Here is a 17,173-nt window from a genome sequence, read left to right as displayed (position 1 = left end):
CGCCTTGTGAGCGTTTGTAGCCCTATTATGCATCTCCTGTGATTTACCGCCTATCAGACATTCTTGTAAGCCCTTCCAAATGGTTGAATTCGTGTTGTATCAAGAAAGTGCAAACCCGTCAAAACAGTTAAAACTTCCTAATTTACCCAGCAAGAATGTGTTATTGCCCCTGAGTAAAATAGCACTTATAGTAGAAACTAACTTTCTGATGAAAAGGATGGATGATGGTAATGGGTAAAAAGCTATATCATGGTGCGGCCTGGTATCCTGAGCTTTGGGATCAATCGGTCATTGAACAAGATATCGTTCTTATGAAGCAAGCAGGTATGAATGTCGTGCGAATCGGCGAATTCGCCTGGTCTAATATGGAGCCAACGGAGGGGAATATTGACCTTGGATTTTTTGTGCAAATGGTTAACCTCCTCCATCAAAATGGGATAGATACTGTGATGTGCACACCGACTCCGACACCGCCAATTTGGTTCACGCACGGTCATCCGGAACGGATGTATGTGAATGAGCAGCTGCAAGTTATGGGACATGGGTCGCGTCAGCATGCTTGTACGAATCATCCTTATTTCCGTGAAAAGGCCGCTATTATCACCGAGCATATTGCAAGGGCTATTGGACGCTTGCCAGGTCTGATCGGTTGGCAGATCGATAATGAATTTAAAGCGCATGTATCCGAATGTATGTGTGGAACCTGTCTTGTACAATGGCATGAATGGCTTGAAGCGCGTTATGAAACCGTTGAGAAGTTGAATGAAGCGTGGGGCACGCAAATTTGGAGCGAATACTATCATAGCTTCGAGCAAGTACCACAACCTGGTCCTGTGCCATTCCTGCATAACTCTTCTCTCAGTACGATGTACCAACTATTTTCGATGGAGAAGATTGCGGAGTTCTCCGATGAACAAGCGGCGATGATCCGCCAATTCTCGGATGCCCCGATCACGCATAATAGCAGCGTCGCTTTCAGCGTAGATAATGAGCGTTTATTCCGCGAATTGGATTTTGCGTCATTCGATACGTATGCAACCTACGATCATCCAGCGAACTACTTATTAAATAACGACTTGTGGCGGAACTTTAAGCGCGGTCGAGATTACTGGATCATGGAAACGAGTCCCTCCCATGCTGCCTCCCTTGCAAGCTACGCAAAGCCGCATCCTAACGGCTATCTCAAAGCGGAAGCTGTTGCTGCTTATGCGCTTGGAGCAGAAGCCTTCTGTTATTGGCTCTGGAGACAGCAGCGAGCAGGCTGCGAGCAGCCACACGGCTCTGTTATCAGCACTTGGGGCAAACCTACGGTTGGCTTCCCTAACGTATTAGAAGTCGAGCAGGCTAGAAAAGAAATTGAAGCCACAATCGTAGAGACTCTCCCTACTCAAGCTGAAGTTGCGATGACTTATTCGGATCGCTCCAAAGCGTTTCTGAAAACCGAACCGCATCAAAAACTGAATCATCGCGGACTTGTAACCAGTTTCTACGAGCGGATACTCCATCTTGGACTTCACAGGGATATCGTGCCCGAAGGTGCCGAGCTGACCGGGTACAAGCTGCTGTTTACGCCATTCGTCCCTTATATCTCATCGGATCTGATGAAGCGTGCTTCTGCATTCGTTGCGGAAGGCGGTGTATGGGTAGTTGGCCCTCTCTCCGGCGGACGCACCGAAGAACACACGATGCACACAAATGCTGCGCTCGGTGAATTGGAGCACCTAGCCGGTGTGGAAACAATCTACACGTTCCCTATGGACGGCAGCGGATCCATCGGCAGCGCCTTTGGTGTCGCTGCCCCGCTATCGCTTTGGAGCTCCGTCTTTGAACCGAAGGAAGCTGTCGCCGTTGGAACCATCGAATCAGGGCTGACACCGGGGCTATCCTTCATTACCGAGCGCGCCTATGGCAAAGGCAAGATCGTCATGCTTGGCTCTATGCCGACCGGCGAGGAAGGTGAGCAATTGTTGAACAAGCTCATCCTGCGGTATGCGGATGATGCTGGCGTAACACTACGTACCGATGTAACAGCAGGTACGATTGTTGCTCCGCGACATGGCGATGGTCGCGAAGTCTGGGTCGTGGTTAACATGGACGGTGCAGGCGGCAGCGTGACTCTCCCACGTGATGGCGTCGACCCGATCACGGGAACTGTCTACCGCAAGGGGCAGCTAACACTTGGCCGGTATGAACACAAACTAATTCAATTCACAGCTAGGTAACAATGACACTCAGAGGTTATGTTTATGCAAATTTGATGGGTCCATGGGTATAAGCACTGACAAGCAGCGAGCACCTCACATACGCTGTCTAAAAGAGGTGTACTCCCTATGCCCACGTATAAAAGCAGTTCAATCAAGAGCAAATGGCGTAAAACCAAATGGTTGCTTCAACAACCTCAATTACGTCACTATGTCCCTCGAACGTTGCTTTTTACGAAAAATAATTTGAATAGGATGCTGGATGATTATAAAACAGTCTTTTTCAAACCTACAGATGGTTCCGGCGGTTCCAATATTATCCGTATCAAACGGAAGACAACAGGCTTCCAAACCCAATTGAATCGCACAAAAAACTTCTATACCACGCTGAATAAATTGCATAGCAAATTGTCCAAACATGCGGGTAAGCGTTCCTATTTACTCCAGAAAGGGATTAAGCTCGCCCATACGAAAGGCCGACCTTTCGATATTCGCGTCATGGTACAGAAAACGAATCAAGGTGAATGGGTCAGCACGGGCCTCTTCGCCAAAATCGGCAGACAAGGAAAAGTAGCTACGAATTATAATCAAGGCGGATCTATCGGCTATTTCAAACCCACTATGCTCGGAGCAGGCTATTCCACACCTGATACTCAAGAACGGGAAGCACAATTGAAGCAGCTAGGCGTGGCGGTCGGGAATACTTTTGATGATCATAATCGAGGATTCCGAGAACTGGGTCTCGATGTCGCGATTGATTCCAAAGGAAGACCGTGGATTCTAGAAGTGAATACGCGACCTCAGTTCTATCCACTGAAGAACATGTCTAATCGTAAGTTGTATCGGCGCATGGTGGATATCGGCAAGCAGTATGGACGAACCAAATAATGTGAGGACATACGCGAAAATAAAGCGGTATCCATGGACTGAAAATAGGTCCTGGATACCGCTTTTTATCTGACGCATCACACCCAAAGCAAATTCCCACTTTCCATTTTCATCCTCCTGTTTCGTGATAAAATTGAATTAAGAAATCCGTGCAAACTTCCCTTTTCATTTCAATTATTGTAGGAAGATCATATATTTTTCGTTTTTTTCAATAAATGATAGAAGTCATATGTCCTTTGGCATCAACATTGTAGTGGGAGAATGAAAGGATGGCAGGTCATTGGAAAAGGTTAGATTAGATGAGCAACAGGAGCTCGTGCAACGCGCGCGTTCTGGTGATCGAGAGGCATTCGGTGAATTAGTACGTTATCATCGGAGTAAAGCTCTTGGATGGGCGAATACAATCGCGCAAGACAGTTCAATTGCCGAAGACATTGTGCAGGAGGCACTAATTAGAGCTTTCCTACACATGGGTACCTTGATGAATCCGGAGCGTTTTATTCCTTGGCTGCAACGTATCGTTCGCAACCAGGCATATATGAAAATGCGACGCGGTGGACCTTATGGCAAGGAACGACCTTTCTCTGATTTCAGGCAAGTCTATCCCGTTCTGCTACGGAAGAAGCTCAGTTTCGTGATAATCCAGTAATTGAATCTCATGCTAAAAAAAGTGTCGGCCCATGCGTAGTTGCATGGGCCTCTCAAAATTTATCGATGTTGTTCATATCTATTCAATCGAGTTAGTTTACGTAGTAGGGTAATCTCTTCTTCTGTTAAAGGCGGTCCCTCTGCTGCGTCGATATTGTCCAACAATTGATGCATGGAGCTGGCTCCTGGGATGGTCACAGCGACCGTTGGATGCGATAACGCATAGCGAATTGCAAGCTGGCTTAGATTGCGATCACTTGAATCGGCTAGCTCCTGCAATTGGGGATGAAGGGTGAAAAGTGATTCTGCTGTGTAATCAAGATATCCTTTCTGAAGCCGCCCCTGTCCTCCGCTCGACAGAATTCCTTTCGCCACTGGGCCCCGAGCTATCATACTGACCGAATGCTCGGCAAGCCAAGGCAACACGGCTTCCTCCGGCCGTCGATCCAATAAGCTATATTGACTCATTACGCTAACAATCGACGAGCGGTTTGTATATTCACGAATGACATTAGGACGAATCGAGGAAATACCATAATAGCGAATGATCCCCTCACGCTTCAATTGTTCAAAGGCTTCGATCGTCTCATCGATCTGGTCCTCCAGCGTACCCCCGTGCAATTGATATAGATCAATGTAATCCGTACGAAGCCTTTTCAAACTATCTTTGACCGCGGAGAGTATGTATGCTTTGGACGCATCCCAAGCCCAGCCATCTTGGCCGGGAATTCGTCGATTACCCACTTTCGTGGCTAAAACAAGTTCCTCACGGCGGCGATCACGTATCGCTTGTCCTACGATTTCTTCATTGAGACCTTCTTCGTATAAATCTGCCGTATCTATGAAATTTACCCCTCGATCCAATGCTGTATGAATCATCTCGATTGCTAGCCGTTGATTTGTGCCTAACGACATGCAGCCTAAGCCAATCTCGCCTACCATGAGCTCCGAAGTGCCTAATCGATTTCGTTTCATTGGTATGTTTCCCTCCGATATTATGTTCTATAATAAAGTCTTGATAGCAGTGGCGATGCAGTTGGTCAGAAATTAATCCGTAATGAAAAAAACACAAAAGCCTCCAGCTATTTCGAACAATTACGGTATGAGCCGTAAAATCCAAAATGAACTGGAGGTTTAACGTCAACTATTCACTGCTTAGCAGCCGTTCCCAAAGCTATTCTTCTTCGATTGCAAAACCTCAGCCAGGAAAGTCAAGGTTAACCCTTGTCCCCAACCTTGAATGCGTTTGTCTGGCACGCCTTTGTAGCCTTCTGCATTTTTCATGACAGCCGTCCCCGCGGAAACACCAGTTACTGTGCCTTCCTCGGTAATTCGCACTAAAATACCGTCGATCGACTTCTGTGTATATTTATTATACAGTCTGCCTCGCGTAAGTAAAGCAGTGGCAATACCGGCTGATCCGGAAGTTTCCAGCGGAGCTGTTGGGTCATCAAGAATAGTGTGCCACAGACCTGACTCATCTTGCAATCGAACAAGTGCGCTTAGTTGATCACGCAATGAACCATCAATAATCATGAACGAAGGATGCGTAACTTCTACGAGATGAAGTGCGCGCGCCATCGTGAGAGCAGCCCAGGAGTTCCCGCGTGCCCAGAACATAGCGGACATATTATTTTGAGCGATATTGTCCCATCCATGGTAATATAGGTTGGTTTTCGCATCTTGCAGGACGTTCTCATGTCCATGATATTGCTTCAAGCCGAGCTCGAAATAGTCATCATTATTCAGCAAAGTTCCAACACGAAGTAGGAAGTAACCAGCCATAAACATCGTATCTACCCAAGCTTGTTCTGGAAAGTTATACGTTTCGGAATTAACCGTATGTTGGAGAATGTCGTCCCCAAACCGCTCCGCTTGTGTCGCTAGGAATTCCGCCATTTCCTTCACAGTGTCTAGATATTTCTCTTCTTTTGTCATGTCATATAGGGTAAGAAGGGAATGCCCGATGGACACCGCGTTGACCGAAAGCTTCGGCAAGCCATCCTCCATATTTTCATCCACCCAAGCCTTAAGCCTAGTTAGATACGATTCATTCCCTGTTGCCGCATAGGCTTCACAAACCCCATAAAATGCGACACCTCCTGGCCAATCCCATCCGAAGTCCATTCGAAACGTGCGATCTACCACACGATCGATGGCTGAAATGATATCATTTTCCTCAAATACTAATTTCGGCATGTCTATAAGTTCTCCTCTCATCCTCTATCCTTTCAAGCCGCTTGTGCTAATTCCTTCAACAATGTACCGTTGGAAAATGAAGAACACGACAACAATCGGTACCAGTGATGCGGATGCCATTGCGAACATGCCCCCCCAGTTATTCACTGACTCTCCATCTAAGAAAAGTTTCAAGGCCAGTGACACAGGGTACATGCTCGGCTTATTTAAGTAAAGCAGCGGGTTTATGAAATCTTCCCAGCGCCAGTAGAAGGAGAAGATCGTTGATGTAATGAGCGCCGGAACGATAAGTGGAACTAAAATCCGGAAAAAGATGCTGTATTTGCTGCAACCGTCCATTTTAGCCGCTTCATCAAGCTCAATGGGAATTGTCCGAATGAACTGCATAATCAGGAAGATAAAGAATGGAATGGCAAAGAACTGCGGCATGATGATCGGCTTAAAGGATCCAATCCATTCTAACTTCGCAAACAATACGTATTGCGGAATAATTGTAACATCGTGGGGCAGCATCATAGTAAGCATCATACAACCGAACCAGAAGTTTCTTCCGAAAAATGGGATACGGCCAAACGCATAAGCAACGAGGGCTGAACTGACCACCGCGCCGATCGTAGACAGGATCACGATATAGAACGAGTTCATGAAAAAGCGACCGAACGAATTACCTGCAAAGCCTCTCCAGCCTGTTTGAAAGTTCTCCCAAGCAATCTTGCTCGGAATCAAGCTGTATGCGGTTGAGAAAATTTCACTGTTTGGCTTCAGCGAGCTAGCAAGCAACCAAATGATAGGGTACATCATCACAAGCGAGCATAGGACTAAAAGGAGATGATAGCCAAAGCGTTTGTAGTTATTCGAATGTGCCATGTTATTTCTCTCCTTTGTTTTCGTAGTAAACCCAGTATTTCGAAGTTTGGAAAATAACGAGTGCAATGATACCGACAAGGATGAGCATGACCCACGCCATTGCGGAAGCATAACCCATTTCGTAGAATTGGAATGCTCGGCGATACAAATACAAAGAATAAAGTAATGTATTGTCTAGCGGTCCACCTTCGCCGCGTGAGATGATATAGGCTGGCGTAAAGGTCATGAACGCAGAGATGGTTTGCATAATCAGGTTAAACAGGATAATTGGGCTAAGCAACGGAAGTGTAATCTTGAAGAACTGGCGAATTTTATTCGCGCCGTCTACACTCGCCGCTTCATAATAAGAAGCTGGAATGTTTTTGAGACCGGCAAGGAAGATGAGCATGGAAGAACCGAACTGCCAGACGGACAAAGCAATCAGTGTCCATAGCGCCGTCGACGGGTTCCCAATCCAGGATGTATCTGTGTGAATCCCGATAACACCCAGTGCGGAATTGACCAAGCCTTTATCTCCGAACACTTGCGTCCACATGATGGAAACCGCCACGCTGCCTCCGATTAAGGAAGGCAAGTAAAACGAGGAGCGGTATACGCCAATACCTGAGACAGCTTTATTGAGCAGTACCGCTACCATCAAAGCGAATGCAAGTCGAAGTGGTACACTAGCGAACACGTACGTAAAAGTTACACTGACGGATTTCCAATACTTATCGTCCGCGGTAAACATTTTTTCATAGTTGTCAAAACCGATAAAATTCGGTGCATCAAACAAATTGTAATCCGTAAACGAATAAAAAAGTGATGAAATGATCGGATACAATGTGAAGATGAGAAACCCCAGAATGAAAGGGGAAGCAAATATATACCCCACCAGGTTATCGTTATAACGCAGCTTGTTCATTAGTGATCAACCCCTAACCTAGATTTATGAAGCGGAAGCCTCGCTTCCTCTCTTCTCTACCTTTATTATAAAAGAGTTGATTCGCTCCCAGAAGGCAAAAAACCGTTCTGTTTGTATAAATAACAGAGTGATAATAGCGGTTACATGGATCTATGAAAAACATCACTAATCCTTCCAATCGCGCCTAAACGATGGAAAAAGCCTCCGCACGATAAACATGCGGAGGCTTTCGGACCAAGCTTATTTTTTGTTTTTCGCTAAGATTGCGTTCGCGTCCTTACGGAATTTCGCTGCGCCTTCTTCAACTGTTAACTTTTTGTACATGATTTGTTCAGCTGTATCTTTAAGCAGCTTTTCCACTTCAACGGAGCCAATTGGGCTTGGCGGATCCATTGGAGAAGCGTTTTTCTCTGCCCAAGCTACGTACTCAAATACTTTCTTTTGTTCAGGTGTCAATAGTGGCATCAAAGCTTCTTTTACTTTGGAGGAAACGGGTACACCGCGCTCGCCCATAATGATTTTGTTCGCATCGATATCATTGATCAAGAAGTCAACGAATTTGGCTGCTTCTTCTTTGTTCTTAGAGCTTTTGGACACAGACCAGAACATACTTGGTTTCAAAAATAATGCTTTGTTTTGACCCCAGCTTGGCGTTTTCATGATATCCAGCGAACGCTTCGCAGCTGTATTGAAGCCAATGAACTGGTTAGACCAAGCGAATGTTGCAGCCGCATTGCCTAGCACCATTTCATCGTCTTCCGCCGTTCCTTTTTTCTGTGCTAACTTATCCAGCGGCAGCAAGTAACCGGAATCATACCATTTTTTGTACATCGTGTAGTAGTCAACAAAGGCTTTATCATCGGCATATCCGAGACTAGCGCCATCAGCCGCGTATAGCTTTTGACCAACACTTCTCAGATAGAACGGGAAGTATACGTCATGACGAAGGTCACCAGCGAGCAACTTGCCTTTGGCTTTCAATGTCGCGCCGATGGCATCCAAGTCACCAAATGTAAAATCTTCCTTAATCGTAATCCCATTGTCTTTCAACATTTGCGGATCGAACGTACCGCCTAGGGCATTGGATCCTGCGTTCATAGCAACCAGTTTACCGTCAATTTTACCACCGGAAATACTGTTTTCTGCAATGTCTTTCACATTCAGCACACCGCTTGTTGTAAAAGGTGTCAAATCTTCCAATTGCCCTCTAGTGCCATATTGTGTAAGGTAGGAAACGTCCATTTGAAAGACATCTGGCAATCCGTTAGCTGCAGCTTGTGGTGCAAGCTTCTTCCAATAGTCGTCGAATGCGGCATACTCCGATTCGATTTTCACATTCGGATGCTTCTGCTGATACAATTCAATTACTTTCAATGTATAGTCATGGCGTGCTTGTCCGCCCCACCAAGAAACGCGCAAAGTAACTGGATCTGCTTTGGCACCCGTCGTTGGTGCTGAACTTGCTGCTGGGCTTGTGCCTGTGCTCGGTGTACTTGTTGATCCGCTAGAACCACTTGTACCGCAACCTGCAAGTAGTAGCGCGGCTGAGATTACTGTAAACATGACTTTTTTCATCTGTCATTTCCTCCCCAAAGTTGTAATCGTTTTCTTTCTACTCGTATTATGCCGCTGGAAGGAGCAAACGTTAATCCAAAATACAGACCTATTTGTTTAAAATGCAGAGGTGTCTGTCGATTTCATGTATTCCGATGGGGTTGAACCTCGATATTTTTTGAATACTTGACTAAAGTATTGTGGATTGTCTCCGAAACCAAGTCGTTCAGCGAGTTCGAAAATTTTGATATCCGCATCCTCAGCGATTAACTCGGTAGCGCGATTTATTCTAGCTTTCATGACATAATTAGAAAATTTCTCGCCAGTTTCCTTCTTGAATAGTTTCCCGAGATAGTCTGCATTCATATACAGCATTTCATGCGCTACCCAATTCAAGCTGAGCTCGGAGTTCCCAAGCTGAGAAGTGATTACATCAATAACCTTTTGAACAATTGCACTATGCTTCACTTTGTTAAGTCCATAGAATCGTTCCGTCATGGTAATAACAACATTCTCCATAAACGTTTGAATCGATTGCAGTGTGTTCATTTCAACAATCAAGGGAATTTGGGTGAAATAATGATTCATTTCTTCGGGTGCGCACTGTCGAACTAGTGATACAAATTGCTGAATGACATATGATTTTGTTACATCAATATCAAGCTGAGCTTCTTTCAAGCCCCCAATAAAAGCACGTAAAGCGGCTTCCGCTTCCTCACGATGACCAGATCTCACCGACATATTGAGACGTTCCTCATCCCAACCCAGCTCCTTCGGCGAAGCTTCTTGGGAACCTTCGGTATCCTTACGGGTAATGAGACTGCCCTCTCCCAAATAAAAGCGATAATTCAACAAATGAAGGCATTGCCTATACAGCGTTCTAGCTAGTGTTATGTGACTAGGTTCACTAAGTGCGATCGTGACATCCCTTTTATAATAACTTTGAAAAGTATCTCGAATATGATAGATCCGCTCATGGAGCTGATCGATGTGATCTGATTCTTCCAATAAAATTAAGACATGATTCCCAATGGTCGTGCTAAGGAGAGGACTAACTAGGATTTCCTGAGCAATATTCTTGATGGCGAATAGTAGTTCAAACTCGAATCCCTCTTCCAACTGAAACAAGAGAAGTCGAATTTGGTAATCAAAGTCAAGCTTAAATAAGCTTCGAAAATAGTCCCAATCCACTTTGCCATACGTCTTATTCGTCACAAACTCCTTGAGGAATTGTTCTTTCACATGCGGCATCACTTTCTCAAGCTCAGCCTTCATATTCCGAACGAACGACTCTTTACTTGTCTCCTGTTCTAGCTCTGCCACGATTTCCTTCAGCGCTTCCCCGATCTTCCCTTCATTCGTTGGCTTGAGTAAATAATGCTTAACGCCATACTGCATCGCTCTGCTCGCATAGTCAAATTCACCAAAACCTGATAGCAGCACGAAGCGAATATGCGGATACGCCTCATGCACACGCGCCACCAGCTCAAGCCCATCCATCCCAGGCATACGAATATCACTTATGATAATATCAGGCGCCTGTCTCTGTATAATTTCAAAAGCTTCTACACCATTACGCGCAGTCCCCATAAGTTCCGTTTGTAAGGAAGACCAATCCACCATACGTGAGATGCCATCCAGGATAATACGCTCATCATCAACTAACAATACGTTATACATTCCTTATTCCTCCTGTCCTTTAGGTAAACTTAAAATGATAGAAGCCCCCTGTTTGGCTGACTCATCCACTCGAATTCCGTACGCTTCGCCAAAAGCAAGCTTAATCCGATCATCAATATTCAGGAGTCCGATACCTTTCCCCTTCGTCGTCACTTCACCACTACGCAGTCTTTCAATAAGTCCATTGGGAATTCCTGGTCCCGTATCATCAACAGCAAGGAAGATGCCTTCTTCTGTACTCCAGCCTCGAATTGTAATCTCACAAGGCTCAATGATTGACTCTAGCGCATAATGAATGGCATTCTCCATCAGCGGCTGGAGGGTCAGCTTGGGAATAGCCCGACTCATTAATTCTTCAGGCACATCCAACCTAAACACCAATCGTTCTTCGAATCGGATTTTCTGAATTGTCACATAGCTGCGAACAATATCAATTTCCTCACCGAGTGTAATGATGGGTTCCTTCAAATCGACAGAGTGGCGAAGCAAATAAGCCAGCGCTTCCACCATCTCGGAGATTTTGGATTGTCGATTTACTTTGGCCATCCAATTAATCGATTCTAACGTGTTGTAAAGAAAATGCGGGTTTATTTGGGACTGCAGTGCTTTAAATTCCGTTTCTTTAATCAGAAGTCGATTCGCATAATTCTCCTGAATTAACGTATTGATCCGTTCAATCATGAATCGGAAGCTTCGCTGTAAGAGCCCAATTTCATTCATGGCTACCTGCCCGCCTGGCGGAAATAAATTCGCCTCTTCGAAGTTCCCTTTCTCCGCCAGCTTCATCCGCACCATCAGTTCGTCGATCGGCCTAGTTAAACTGTACGAGAATCGTATGCCTAACAAGATCACGACTACGAATATCGCAATAAAGACGAAAACAACCATTTCCTTGATGAAGATGATGCGGTCAAAGATTTGATTAAATGGCGTGATGTTCAAGTAAGTCCAACTTGTATTCAGTGACTGGATTTGGGCAATGAAATATTCTTCGCCGTTAATCTTCTGAATTTCATAACCTTTACTTGCATTCACAGGCTTCGTAATTCGACCCAAATCGAAGGAAGGTTCACTAGGAAAGATCACATGCTCATCGGAAACAATCATAACATCGCCATCTTCAGGCGCGATATCGCGTACAAGCTTCTCAATATTGATTCGAATGACAAGCGTCCCTAAATAGTCCAAATCAAAGTTCGTTTTGTGAAAGGAGCGAATTTCCCGCGTTGCAATCAAGGCAGAATCATTGCTGTCCGGGTATATCCAACGATTTTCCCCATTACCTTCCGCAGCCACATTCAAGATGTGCCTTTTCCGTTCAGCGTCCATTCTTAGAATGTTGCCGCCTTCATGCCCATTTCCTTTGGCATCCATAATTTGAATGGAAAATAAATAGGGTTCCTCTCCGGAATAGCTGATAAGTCGATCTACCAAGTATTGACTAATGATGAGTCGATCATAATCGGAAGGATTTTTTTTGAGTGAAGTCAACCATTCTTGAACTTGCTCTTCTGCCAGAATCCGATAAGAGAGCTGCTGCAATCGCTTAAGCTCCGTTTCGATCGCGGTAGACGATAAATTGAGCACGCGTGAAGATTTATCATAAATTTGCCCATCGTAGATCGAAAACACATATTGCTGGATCAAAATTGTAAATGCCAAAGATACCGCAATAATCATCGTTATCAAAATCGACAACTTATTTTTGATCTTCATATGCCGATACATATCAAGGACTGAACGTAATCCCATAATTGGCCGACTCCCTATTTCGTTTTATCATCGATTATGGCATTCTGAAAGATAATGGTCAACGTTCAACTGTCAAAAATCCATAGTGAAATAGACCGCATCCCTCGGATACCAAGGAAACACGGTCTTATTATTAATTGTGGAGGCCTTACCCCCGATAACTGCGTGGTGAGACCCCCATATACGTCGTAAATGCCCGTGTGAAGGCATATAATTCGGAATACCCCAACGAATAGGCGATTTCTGTTACCGATAACGACGTGGTTTTGAGCAGTTCGGCGCCCTTCTCCAAACGCTTGGTGGCTAAGTAACGCTGTGGTGAAGTGCCATACTTCTTCAGGAATGCAGCATACACATGCGACCGATGGTAGCCAAAATGGTGGGCGGCATCCTCAACACGAATATGCTCCGTATAGTGCAAATCGAAGAAATCCTTCACTTGAGCGAGCCAGTTCTCTTTCTCTTTGGAGGCGGAACGGTTTGCTTGCAGGTTCATTTTATAAAAAAGATCACTGAGTGCCCGCTGTTCGAGAAACATATTTTTCTTCGTCCCCGAAATGGCCCCTATCACGCTTCGCAGTGCTTCTCCAACTTCGTTATTCACGATTCCATGTAACCAATATTTATGTGGCGTTAGGCCAAACTCCGCTGTTAATAACGGCAATTGATTGCCTTCCATAGCTAGCCAAATCATTCTCAATGGCGGAGTACTGTCTTCCGTTTGCATCGTTTCGTATACATAAGGCCGTCCGGGAAATAAGCAAAATAAATCCCCTTCGCTTAATTCAACGGTATGGTCAAGTGAAGTCACCCTTACCTTGCCTTGTACAATCCAATGAAAGCTCGTCTGCTCAATCACTTTGGGTCCTATGTGATACGTGGACTTGGCGATATTCTGCCCTGCCCGTACAATCCAACAGCCGCTTGCTGTTTGAAAGGGGTGGGGAATAGCGAACCAAACATCGGCGAATTCCATCTCATATTCTTGCATCTCTTGCCTCCTCTACGCCCATGTTACTCATAACCTAATTTTATGAAAAAGTAGACATAATGACAACTTCCTAACATTCTATCATGTTATTTTCCCCCTCGTATTTCTATACTGAACCTAGTATGTAAGAGAATAAAGAAAGGCGGAAGATCCCCTTGAAGAAACCGAATATTCTACTCATCACAAGTGATCAGCAGCATTGGAACACGATTGGCGCTTTTAATCCAGAGCTATCTACGCCTAACTTAGATCGACTCGTTCATGAAGGAACGACTTTTACAAGGGCTTATTGCCCCAATCCTACATGTACACCGACTAGATCTTCCATTATAACTGGACAATATCCTAGCCAACATGGTGCATGGACGCTCGGCACGAAGCTTTTGGAAGATCGACATACCGTAGGTGAAGATTTCAAGAAAGCGGATTATCGCACAGCACTGATCGGTAAAGCACATTTCCAACCACTCAAAAGTACAGAGGAATATCCCTCACTAGAAGCTTATCCAATCCTGCAGGACCTGGATTATTGGAAAGCATTTGACCAACCTTTCTATGGCTTTGACCATGTTGAATTAGCACGGAATCATACGAATGAAGCTCATGTGGGACAACATTATGCGCTATGGATGGAGGAGAAAGGGCTCACGAACTGGCGTGATTATTTCTTAGCTCCAACTGGAACCATGGACCCTAATCAGCTGCATCATTGGGCTATTCCGGAGGAGTTCCACTATAATACGTGGATTGCAGAAAGAACGAATGCGCTGCTTGAACAATACAAGGAGTCCGATGATGGCTTCTTCTTATGGTCGAGCTTCTTCGACCCGCATCCCGACTATTTAGTCCCTTCGCCTTGGGACACGATGTATGATCCAGAGAAGTTGACCATCCCAACCGTCACACCTGGCGAGCACGAGAAGAATCCACCACATTTTCAGCTGACACAAGAAGAGAATCCCGACTTCTCTTATCTGAAAGAAAGCGGCTATGGCATTCATGGCTATTCCTCCCATTCCCACCTGCCGGAGAGTGAACGCAAGCAACTCGTGGCCACCTATTACGGGATGATCAGCTGCATGGATGCACACATTGGCCGTATCTTGGATCGGTTGGACGAGCTTGGGCTTGCCGAGAATACGATCGTTGTATTTACCACGGATCATGGTCATTTCTTCGGGCAGCATGGTCTACAATACAAAGGCGGCTTCCATTATGAAGATTTGATTAAGCTCCCTTTCATCGTCCGTTATCCAGGTCAAGTTCCAGCGGGTAAAACGTCGACTGCAATCCAATCTCTCGTCGATCTCGCACCTACTTTTCTATCCATGGCTGGCCTCCCGGTCCCATGCTTCATGACGGGTGTTGACCAAAGCGGTGTGTGGACAGGTCAATCAGAACGCGCGCGTGACCACGCGATTTGCGAATTCCGTCACGAGAAGACAACCATTCACCAGAAAACGTATGTAGATGATCGATATAAGCTAACCGTTTACTATAATCAAACCTATGGCGAACTCTTTGACCTCCAAGAGGATCCAGGTGAGATTCGTAATTTATGGGATGAGGCCGATTATAAAGATTTGAAAGCTCGCCTGCTGCTGTCCTATATTTGGGCGGAACTGGGGAAAGAACCGATAGCGATGCCAAGGATTTGGCATGCTTAGGGCGCATGACGCTTAAGGCGGTTGAGCATGCTGTTACCGCTGCTTGTTGCTGCACATTCATCCTGAGCGTGCAGTTTCCGACAGCTCAGCAGCAGCGTTCACTTGCTACGACTCTGAGACTGCCATAATCGACGTCTCACGCAAAAAAAGCTCCCGCGCATACAATCGCTGGGAGCTTTTATCTCTTACAAAACCGTTTGAAAACCTGTCTTATCGGCATGCTTATATTTAATACCTGAATCACGCGTCGATATGACCATCATATCACGCCAAATTAGTAGATCCGTCACCTCGGCTTGTGCATTTAACGTGTGCAAAATAATGTTGCCTCTGATCTCATTAGCTTATACAGCCCCGAATTGGCACAAACGTAGACTTCCCCCCGATGCGTGACTAAGCGATTCAAAAACATCCCATCGAACCGATGTTGATTGAATCCGCCATTGTTATTACCCACGATCAACCCCCCACGTTCCGTCGTCCCGACCAGCATCGTGTTGAATATGGCTAAACTAGTCACCGCTTGATGGAGTGGCATACTGCACCATTCGCCAGTAAATAAATCGTAAAAGGCAACGCCATCTTCGTAACCAAGGAATATAAAATGAGGTGTCACGAGCAAATCATAGGTTTTCTTTCCACGGTAGGCCAGCGGCAGCCATTCATCGTCATTTCCACAGAGCAAGCCGTTCTCCGTGAGAACAAATCGATCGCCCCAGCCAATCGCCGCATAACAGGGATCAGTGACACTCGTTTGCTGCCATATCTCATCCTCTAAATGATACAATCCGTGGCTCGTAGAAGCGAATAGCTGCGTCTCCATCCAATCTAAACGGTAGACATGAACCTGCGCTGGCAAACCTTCCGATGCACTTTCCCAGGAACGTAACGGGGAGAATTGGACCACCCCATGTCCTTCCGTTCCCGCATACAATACCCCGTCTCGAGATGCGGTCAACGTAGTAAACTTTAGGGACAGCAAGTCATTGGTGGATTGCCAAGTCGAATTTATTTCCATGAAGTCCGTCCTCTCTGCAGCAGGTGCACCTGCGACTTTCCAAAAACACATCTTTCACAAGCCTGAGATAATCCAACGATTGTTCCATTGTGACATGGTTCGTCGCAATGTGATGCTGCTTGCCGCTCATCAGATTGACGACTTGCAGCTGCACAGGTTTCTCTCCGAAGGCCTTCTTACAAAAAACAACCGACATATGTGTAAACAGAGCAAGCGAAGCCGCGCTGTCTTCCATGACAAATTTATAAATCACAACGGATTGTTCTGAGGATTCCATCACTTGAACGATCATGGATAATCCCAAATCCAGCTCATCAATCCATACATCTATGCTTTCGAATAAAAGGAGCGGCCACTCGATCCGACTTTTATTCGTCAGACTGTGATACAACTGATCCATAATGCGATGTTTAACCTCACTATAAAAGGCATCCGTCCCGAATTTTTGCGTTTTATTCGTCCACTTTTTCTCGAATTCATTCTTTAACATTTGTTGTGTCCGAGCAGCAGGTGGTAATGAATACCATGCGTTGATCGCGTGATACGCTGCGAATTGGGCAAGCTGCTGCCAATTCAACTCCTGCGAATCTGTCCCACGATCTTCATGAGTAAGGGTATGCAGCCATCGCTCTAATTGAAAATCCGCAATAACCTGCAAGTTCCCGACGCCAATACCATTCTCGCTATGTTCCATATCGACTAGCCCCCTCATGATGCCGTTCATTCTCGTCACCAATTGATAATCATTTTCATTTAGTTCTCTACACCAAATGATAATGGTTCTCACTGTTAATGTCAAGATAA

16 protein-coding genes are annotated in these 17,173 nt (G+C 45.4%); 5 read left to right on the top strand and 11 right to left on the bottom strand.

Annotated features, from left to right (window positions below; all coding sequences use genetic code 11):
* Nucleotides 1-230 precede the first annotated feature (230 nt).
* The 3 genes from L6I86_RS25250 (at nucleotide 231) to L6I86_RS25240 (ending at nucleotide 3,738) form a co-directional block, all read left to right on the top strand.
* On the top strand, nucleotides 231-2,222 hold the full coding sequence (locus L6I86_RS25250; RefSeq protein WP_236291168.1) for a beta-galactosidase: 1,992 nt from the start codon (nucleotides 231-233) through the stop codon (nucleotides 2,220-2,222).
* A 108-nt stretch (nucleotides 2,223-2,330) separates the two neighbouring features.
* Nucleotides 2,331-3,089 (top strand): YheC/YheD family protein, encoded by a 759-nt coding sequence (locus L6I86_RS25245; protein WP_236291167.1) that lies wholly within the window; start codon nucleotides 2,331-2,333, stop codon nucleotides 3,087-3,089.
* A gap of 280 nt (nucleotides 3,090-3,369) precedes the next feature.
* Entirely contained in the window at nucleotides 3,370-3,738 is a 369-nt protein-coding gene (locus tag L6I86_RS25240; RefSeq protein ID WP_236291166.1) for an RNA polymerase sigma factor, read from the top strand.
* A 59-nt stretch (nucleotides 3,739-3,797) separates the two neighbouring features.
* Here the strand turns inward: L6I86_RS25240 and L6I86_RS25235 are convergent, their stop codons facing one another.
* From L6I86_RS25235 to L6I86_RS25200, 8 genes are all read right to left on the bottom strand, one after another.
* Nucleotides 3,798-4,712, bottom strand: coding sequence for an aldo/keto reductase (locus L6I86_RS25235; RefSeq protein ID WP_236291165.1), 915 nt, complete (start codon nucleotides 4,710-4,712; stop codon nucleotides 3,798-3,800).
* A gap of 180 nt (nucleotides 4,713-4,892) precedes the next feature.
* Nucleotides 4,893-5,936: a glycoside hydrolase family 88/105 protein gene (locus tag L6I86_RS25230; RefSeq protein WP_236291164.1), complete on the bottom strand. Its 1,044-nt coding sequence runs from the start codon at nucleotides 5,934-5,936 to the stop codon at nucleotides 4,893-4,895.
* A gap of 24 nt (nucleotides 5,937-5,960) precedes the next feature.
* Nucleotides 5,961-6,737, bottom strand: coding sequence for a carbohydrate ABC transporter permease (locus L6I86_RS25225; RefSeq protein WP_420851928.1), 777 nt, complete (start codon nucleotides 6,735-6,737; stop codon nucleotides 5,961-5,963).
* A 67-nt stretch (nucleotides 6,738-6,804) separates the two neighbouring features.
* On the bottom strand, nucleotides 6,805-7,707 hold the full coding sequence (locus L6I86_RS25220) for a carbohydrate ABC transporter permease (RefSeq protein WP_056613083.1): 903 nt from the start codon (nucleotides 7,705-7,707) through the stop codon (nucleotides 6,805-6,807).
* Nucleotides 7,708-7,947: 240 nt separating this feature from the next.
* The gene (locus tag L6I86_RS25215; RefSeq protein ID WP_236291162.1) at nucleotides 7,948-9,282 is read right to left on the bottom strand and encodes an ABC transporter substrate-binding protein; all 1,335 of its coding nucleotides are present in this window, start codon (nucleotides 9,280-9,282) and stop codon (nucleotides 7,948-7,950) included.
* 96 nt (nucleotides 9,283-9,378) lie between these two features.
* Nucleotides 9,379-10,941 carry a response regulator transcription factor gene (locus L6I86_RS25210; RefSeq protein ID WP_236291161.1) on the bottom strand — a complete coding sequence of 521 codons (1,563 nt, stop codon included), beginning with the start codon at nucleotides 10,939-10,941 and terminating at the stop codon, nucleotides 9,379-9,381.
* A gap of 3 nt (nucleotides 10,942-10,944) precedes the next feature.
* Nucleotides 10,945-12,693 (bottom strand): sensor histidine kinase, encoded by a 1,749-nt coding sequence (locus tag L6I86_RS25205; protein WP_236291160.1) that lies wholly within the window; start codon nucleotides 12,691-12,693, stop codon nucleotides 10,945-10,947.
* Between the two features lie 148 nt (nucleotides 12,694-12,841).
* Nucleotides 12,842-13,684: an AraC family transcriptional regulator gene (locus tag L6I86_RS25200; protein ID WP_236291159.1), complete on the bottom strand. Its 843-nt coding sequence runs from the start codon at nucleotides 13,682-13,684 to the stop codon at nucleotides 12,842-12,844.
* A 155-nt stretch (nucleotides 13,685-13,839) separates the two neighbouring features.
* On the opposite strand from L6I86_RS25200, the gene L6I86_RS25195 reads away from it, so the two are divergent.
* Entirely contained in the window at nucleotides 13,840-15,351 is a 1,512-nt protein-coding gene (locus L6I86_RS25195; protein ID WP_236291158.1) for a sulfatase family protein, read from the top strand.
* Nucleotides 15,339-15,479 carry a hypothetical protein gene (locus L6I86_RS25190; RefSeq protein ID WP_236291157.1) on the top strand — a complete coding sequence of 47 codons (141 nt, stop codon included), beginning with the start codon at nucleotides 15,339-15,341 and terminating at the stop codon, nucleotides 15,477-15,479. The genes L6I86_RS25195 and L6I86_RS25190 overlap by 13 nt, the downstream gene beginning before the upstream one ends.
* A gap of 57 nt (nucleotides 15,480-15,536) precedes the next feature.
* Here the strand turns inward: L6I86_RS25190 and L6I86_RS35715 are convergent, their stop codons facing one another.
* The 3 genes from L6I86_RS35715 to L6I86_RS25180 are packed head-to-tail and all read right to left on the bottom strand — an operon-like array spanning nucleotide 15,537 to nucleotide 17,063.
* On the bottom strand, nucleotides 15,537-15,668 hold the full coding sequence (locus L6I86_RS35715) for a hypothetical protein (protein WP_276574894.1): 132 nt from the start codon (nucleotides 15,666-15,668) through the stop codon (nucleotides 15,537-15,539).
* Entirely contained in the window at nucleotides 15,656-16,369 is a 714-nt protein-coding gene (locus L6I86_RS25185; RefSeq protein WP_236291156.1) for a hypothetical protein, read from the bottom strand. Before L6I86_RS25185 ends, L6I86_RS35715 begins: the two co-directional genes overlap by 13 nt.
* Nucleotides 16,335-17,063, bottom strand: coding sequence for a hypothetical protein (locus L6I86_RS25180; protein WP_236291155.1), 729 nt, complete (start codon nucleotides 17,061-17,063; stop codon nucleotides 16,335-16,337). The genes L6I86_RS25185 and L6I86_RS25180 overlap by 35 nt, the downstream gene beginning before the upstream one ends.
* Nucleotides 17,064-17,173: the final 110 nt, after the last annotated feature.

Source organism: Paenibacillus allorhizoplanae (assembly GCF_927798215.1).
GTDB lineage: Bacteria > Bacillota > Bacilli > Paenibacillales > NBRC-103111 > Paenibacillus_E > Paenibacillus_E allorhizoplanae.
Note: the sequence above shows the minus strand (reverse complement) of the source record. Positions and strands in the feature narration are given on the sequence as shown.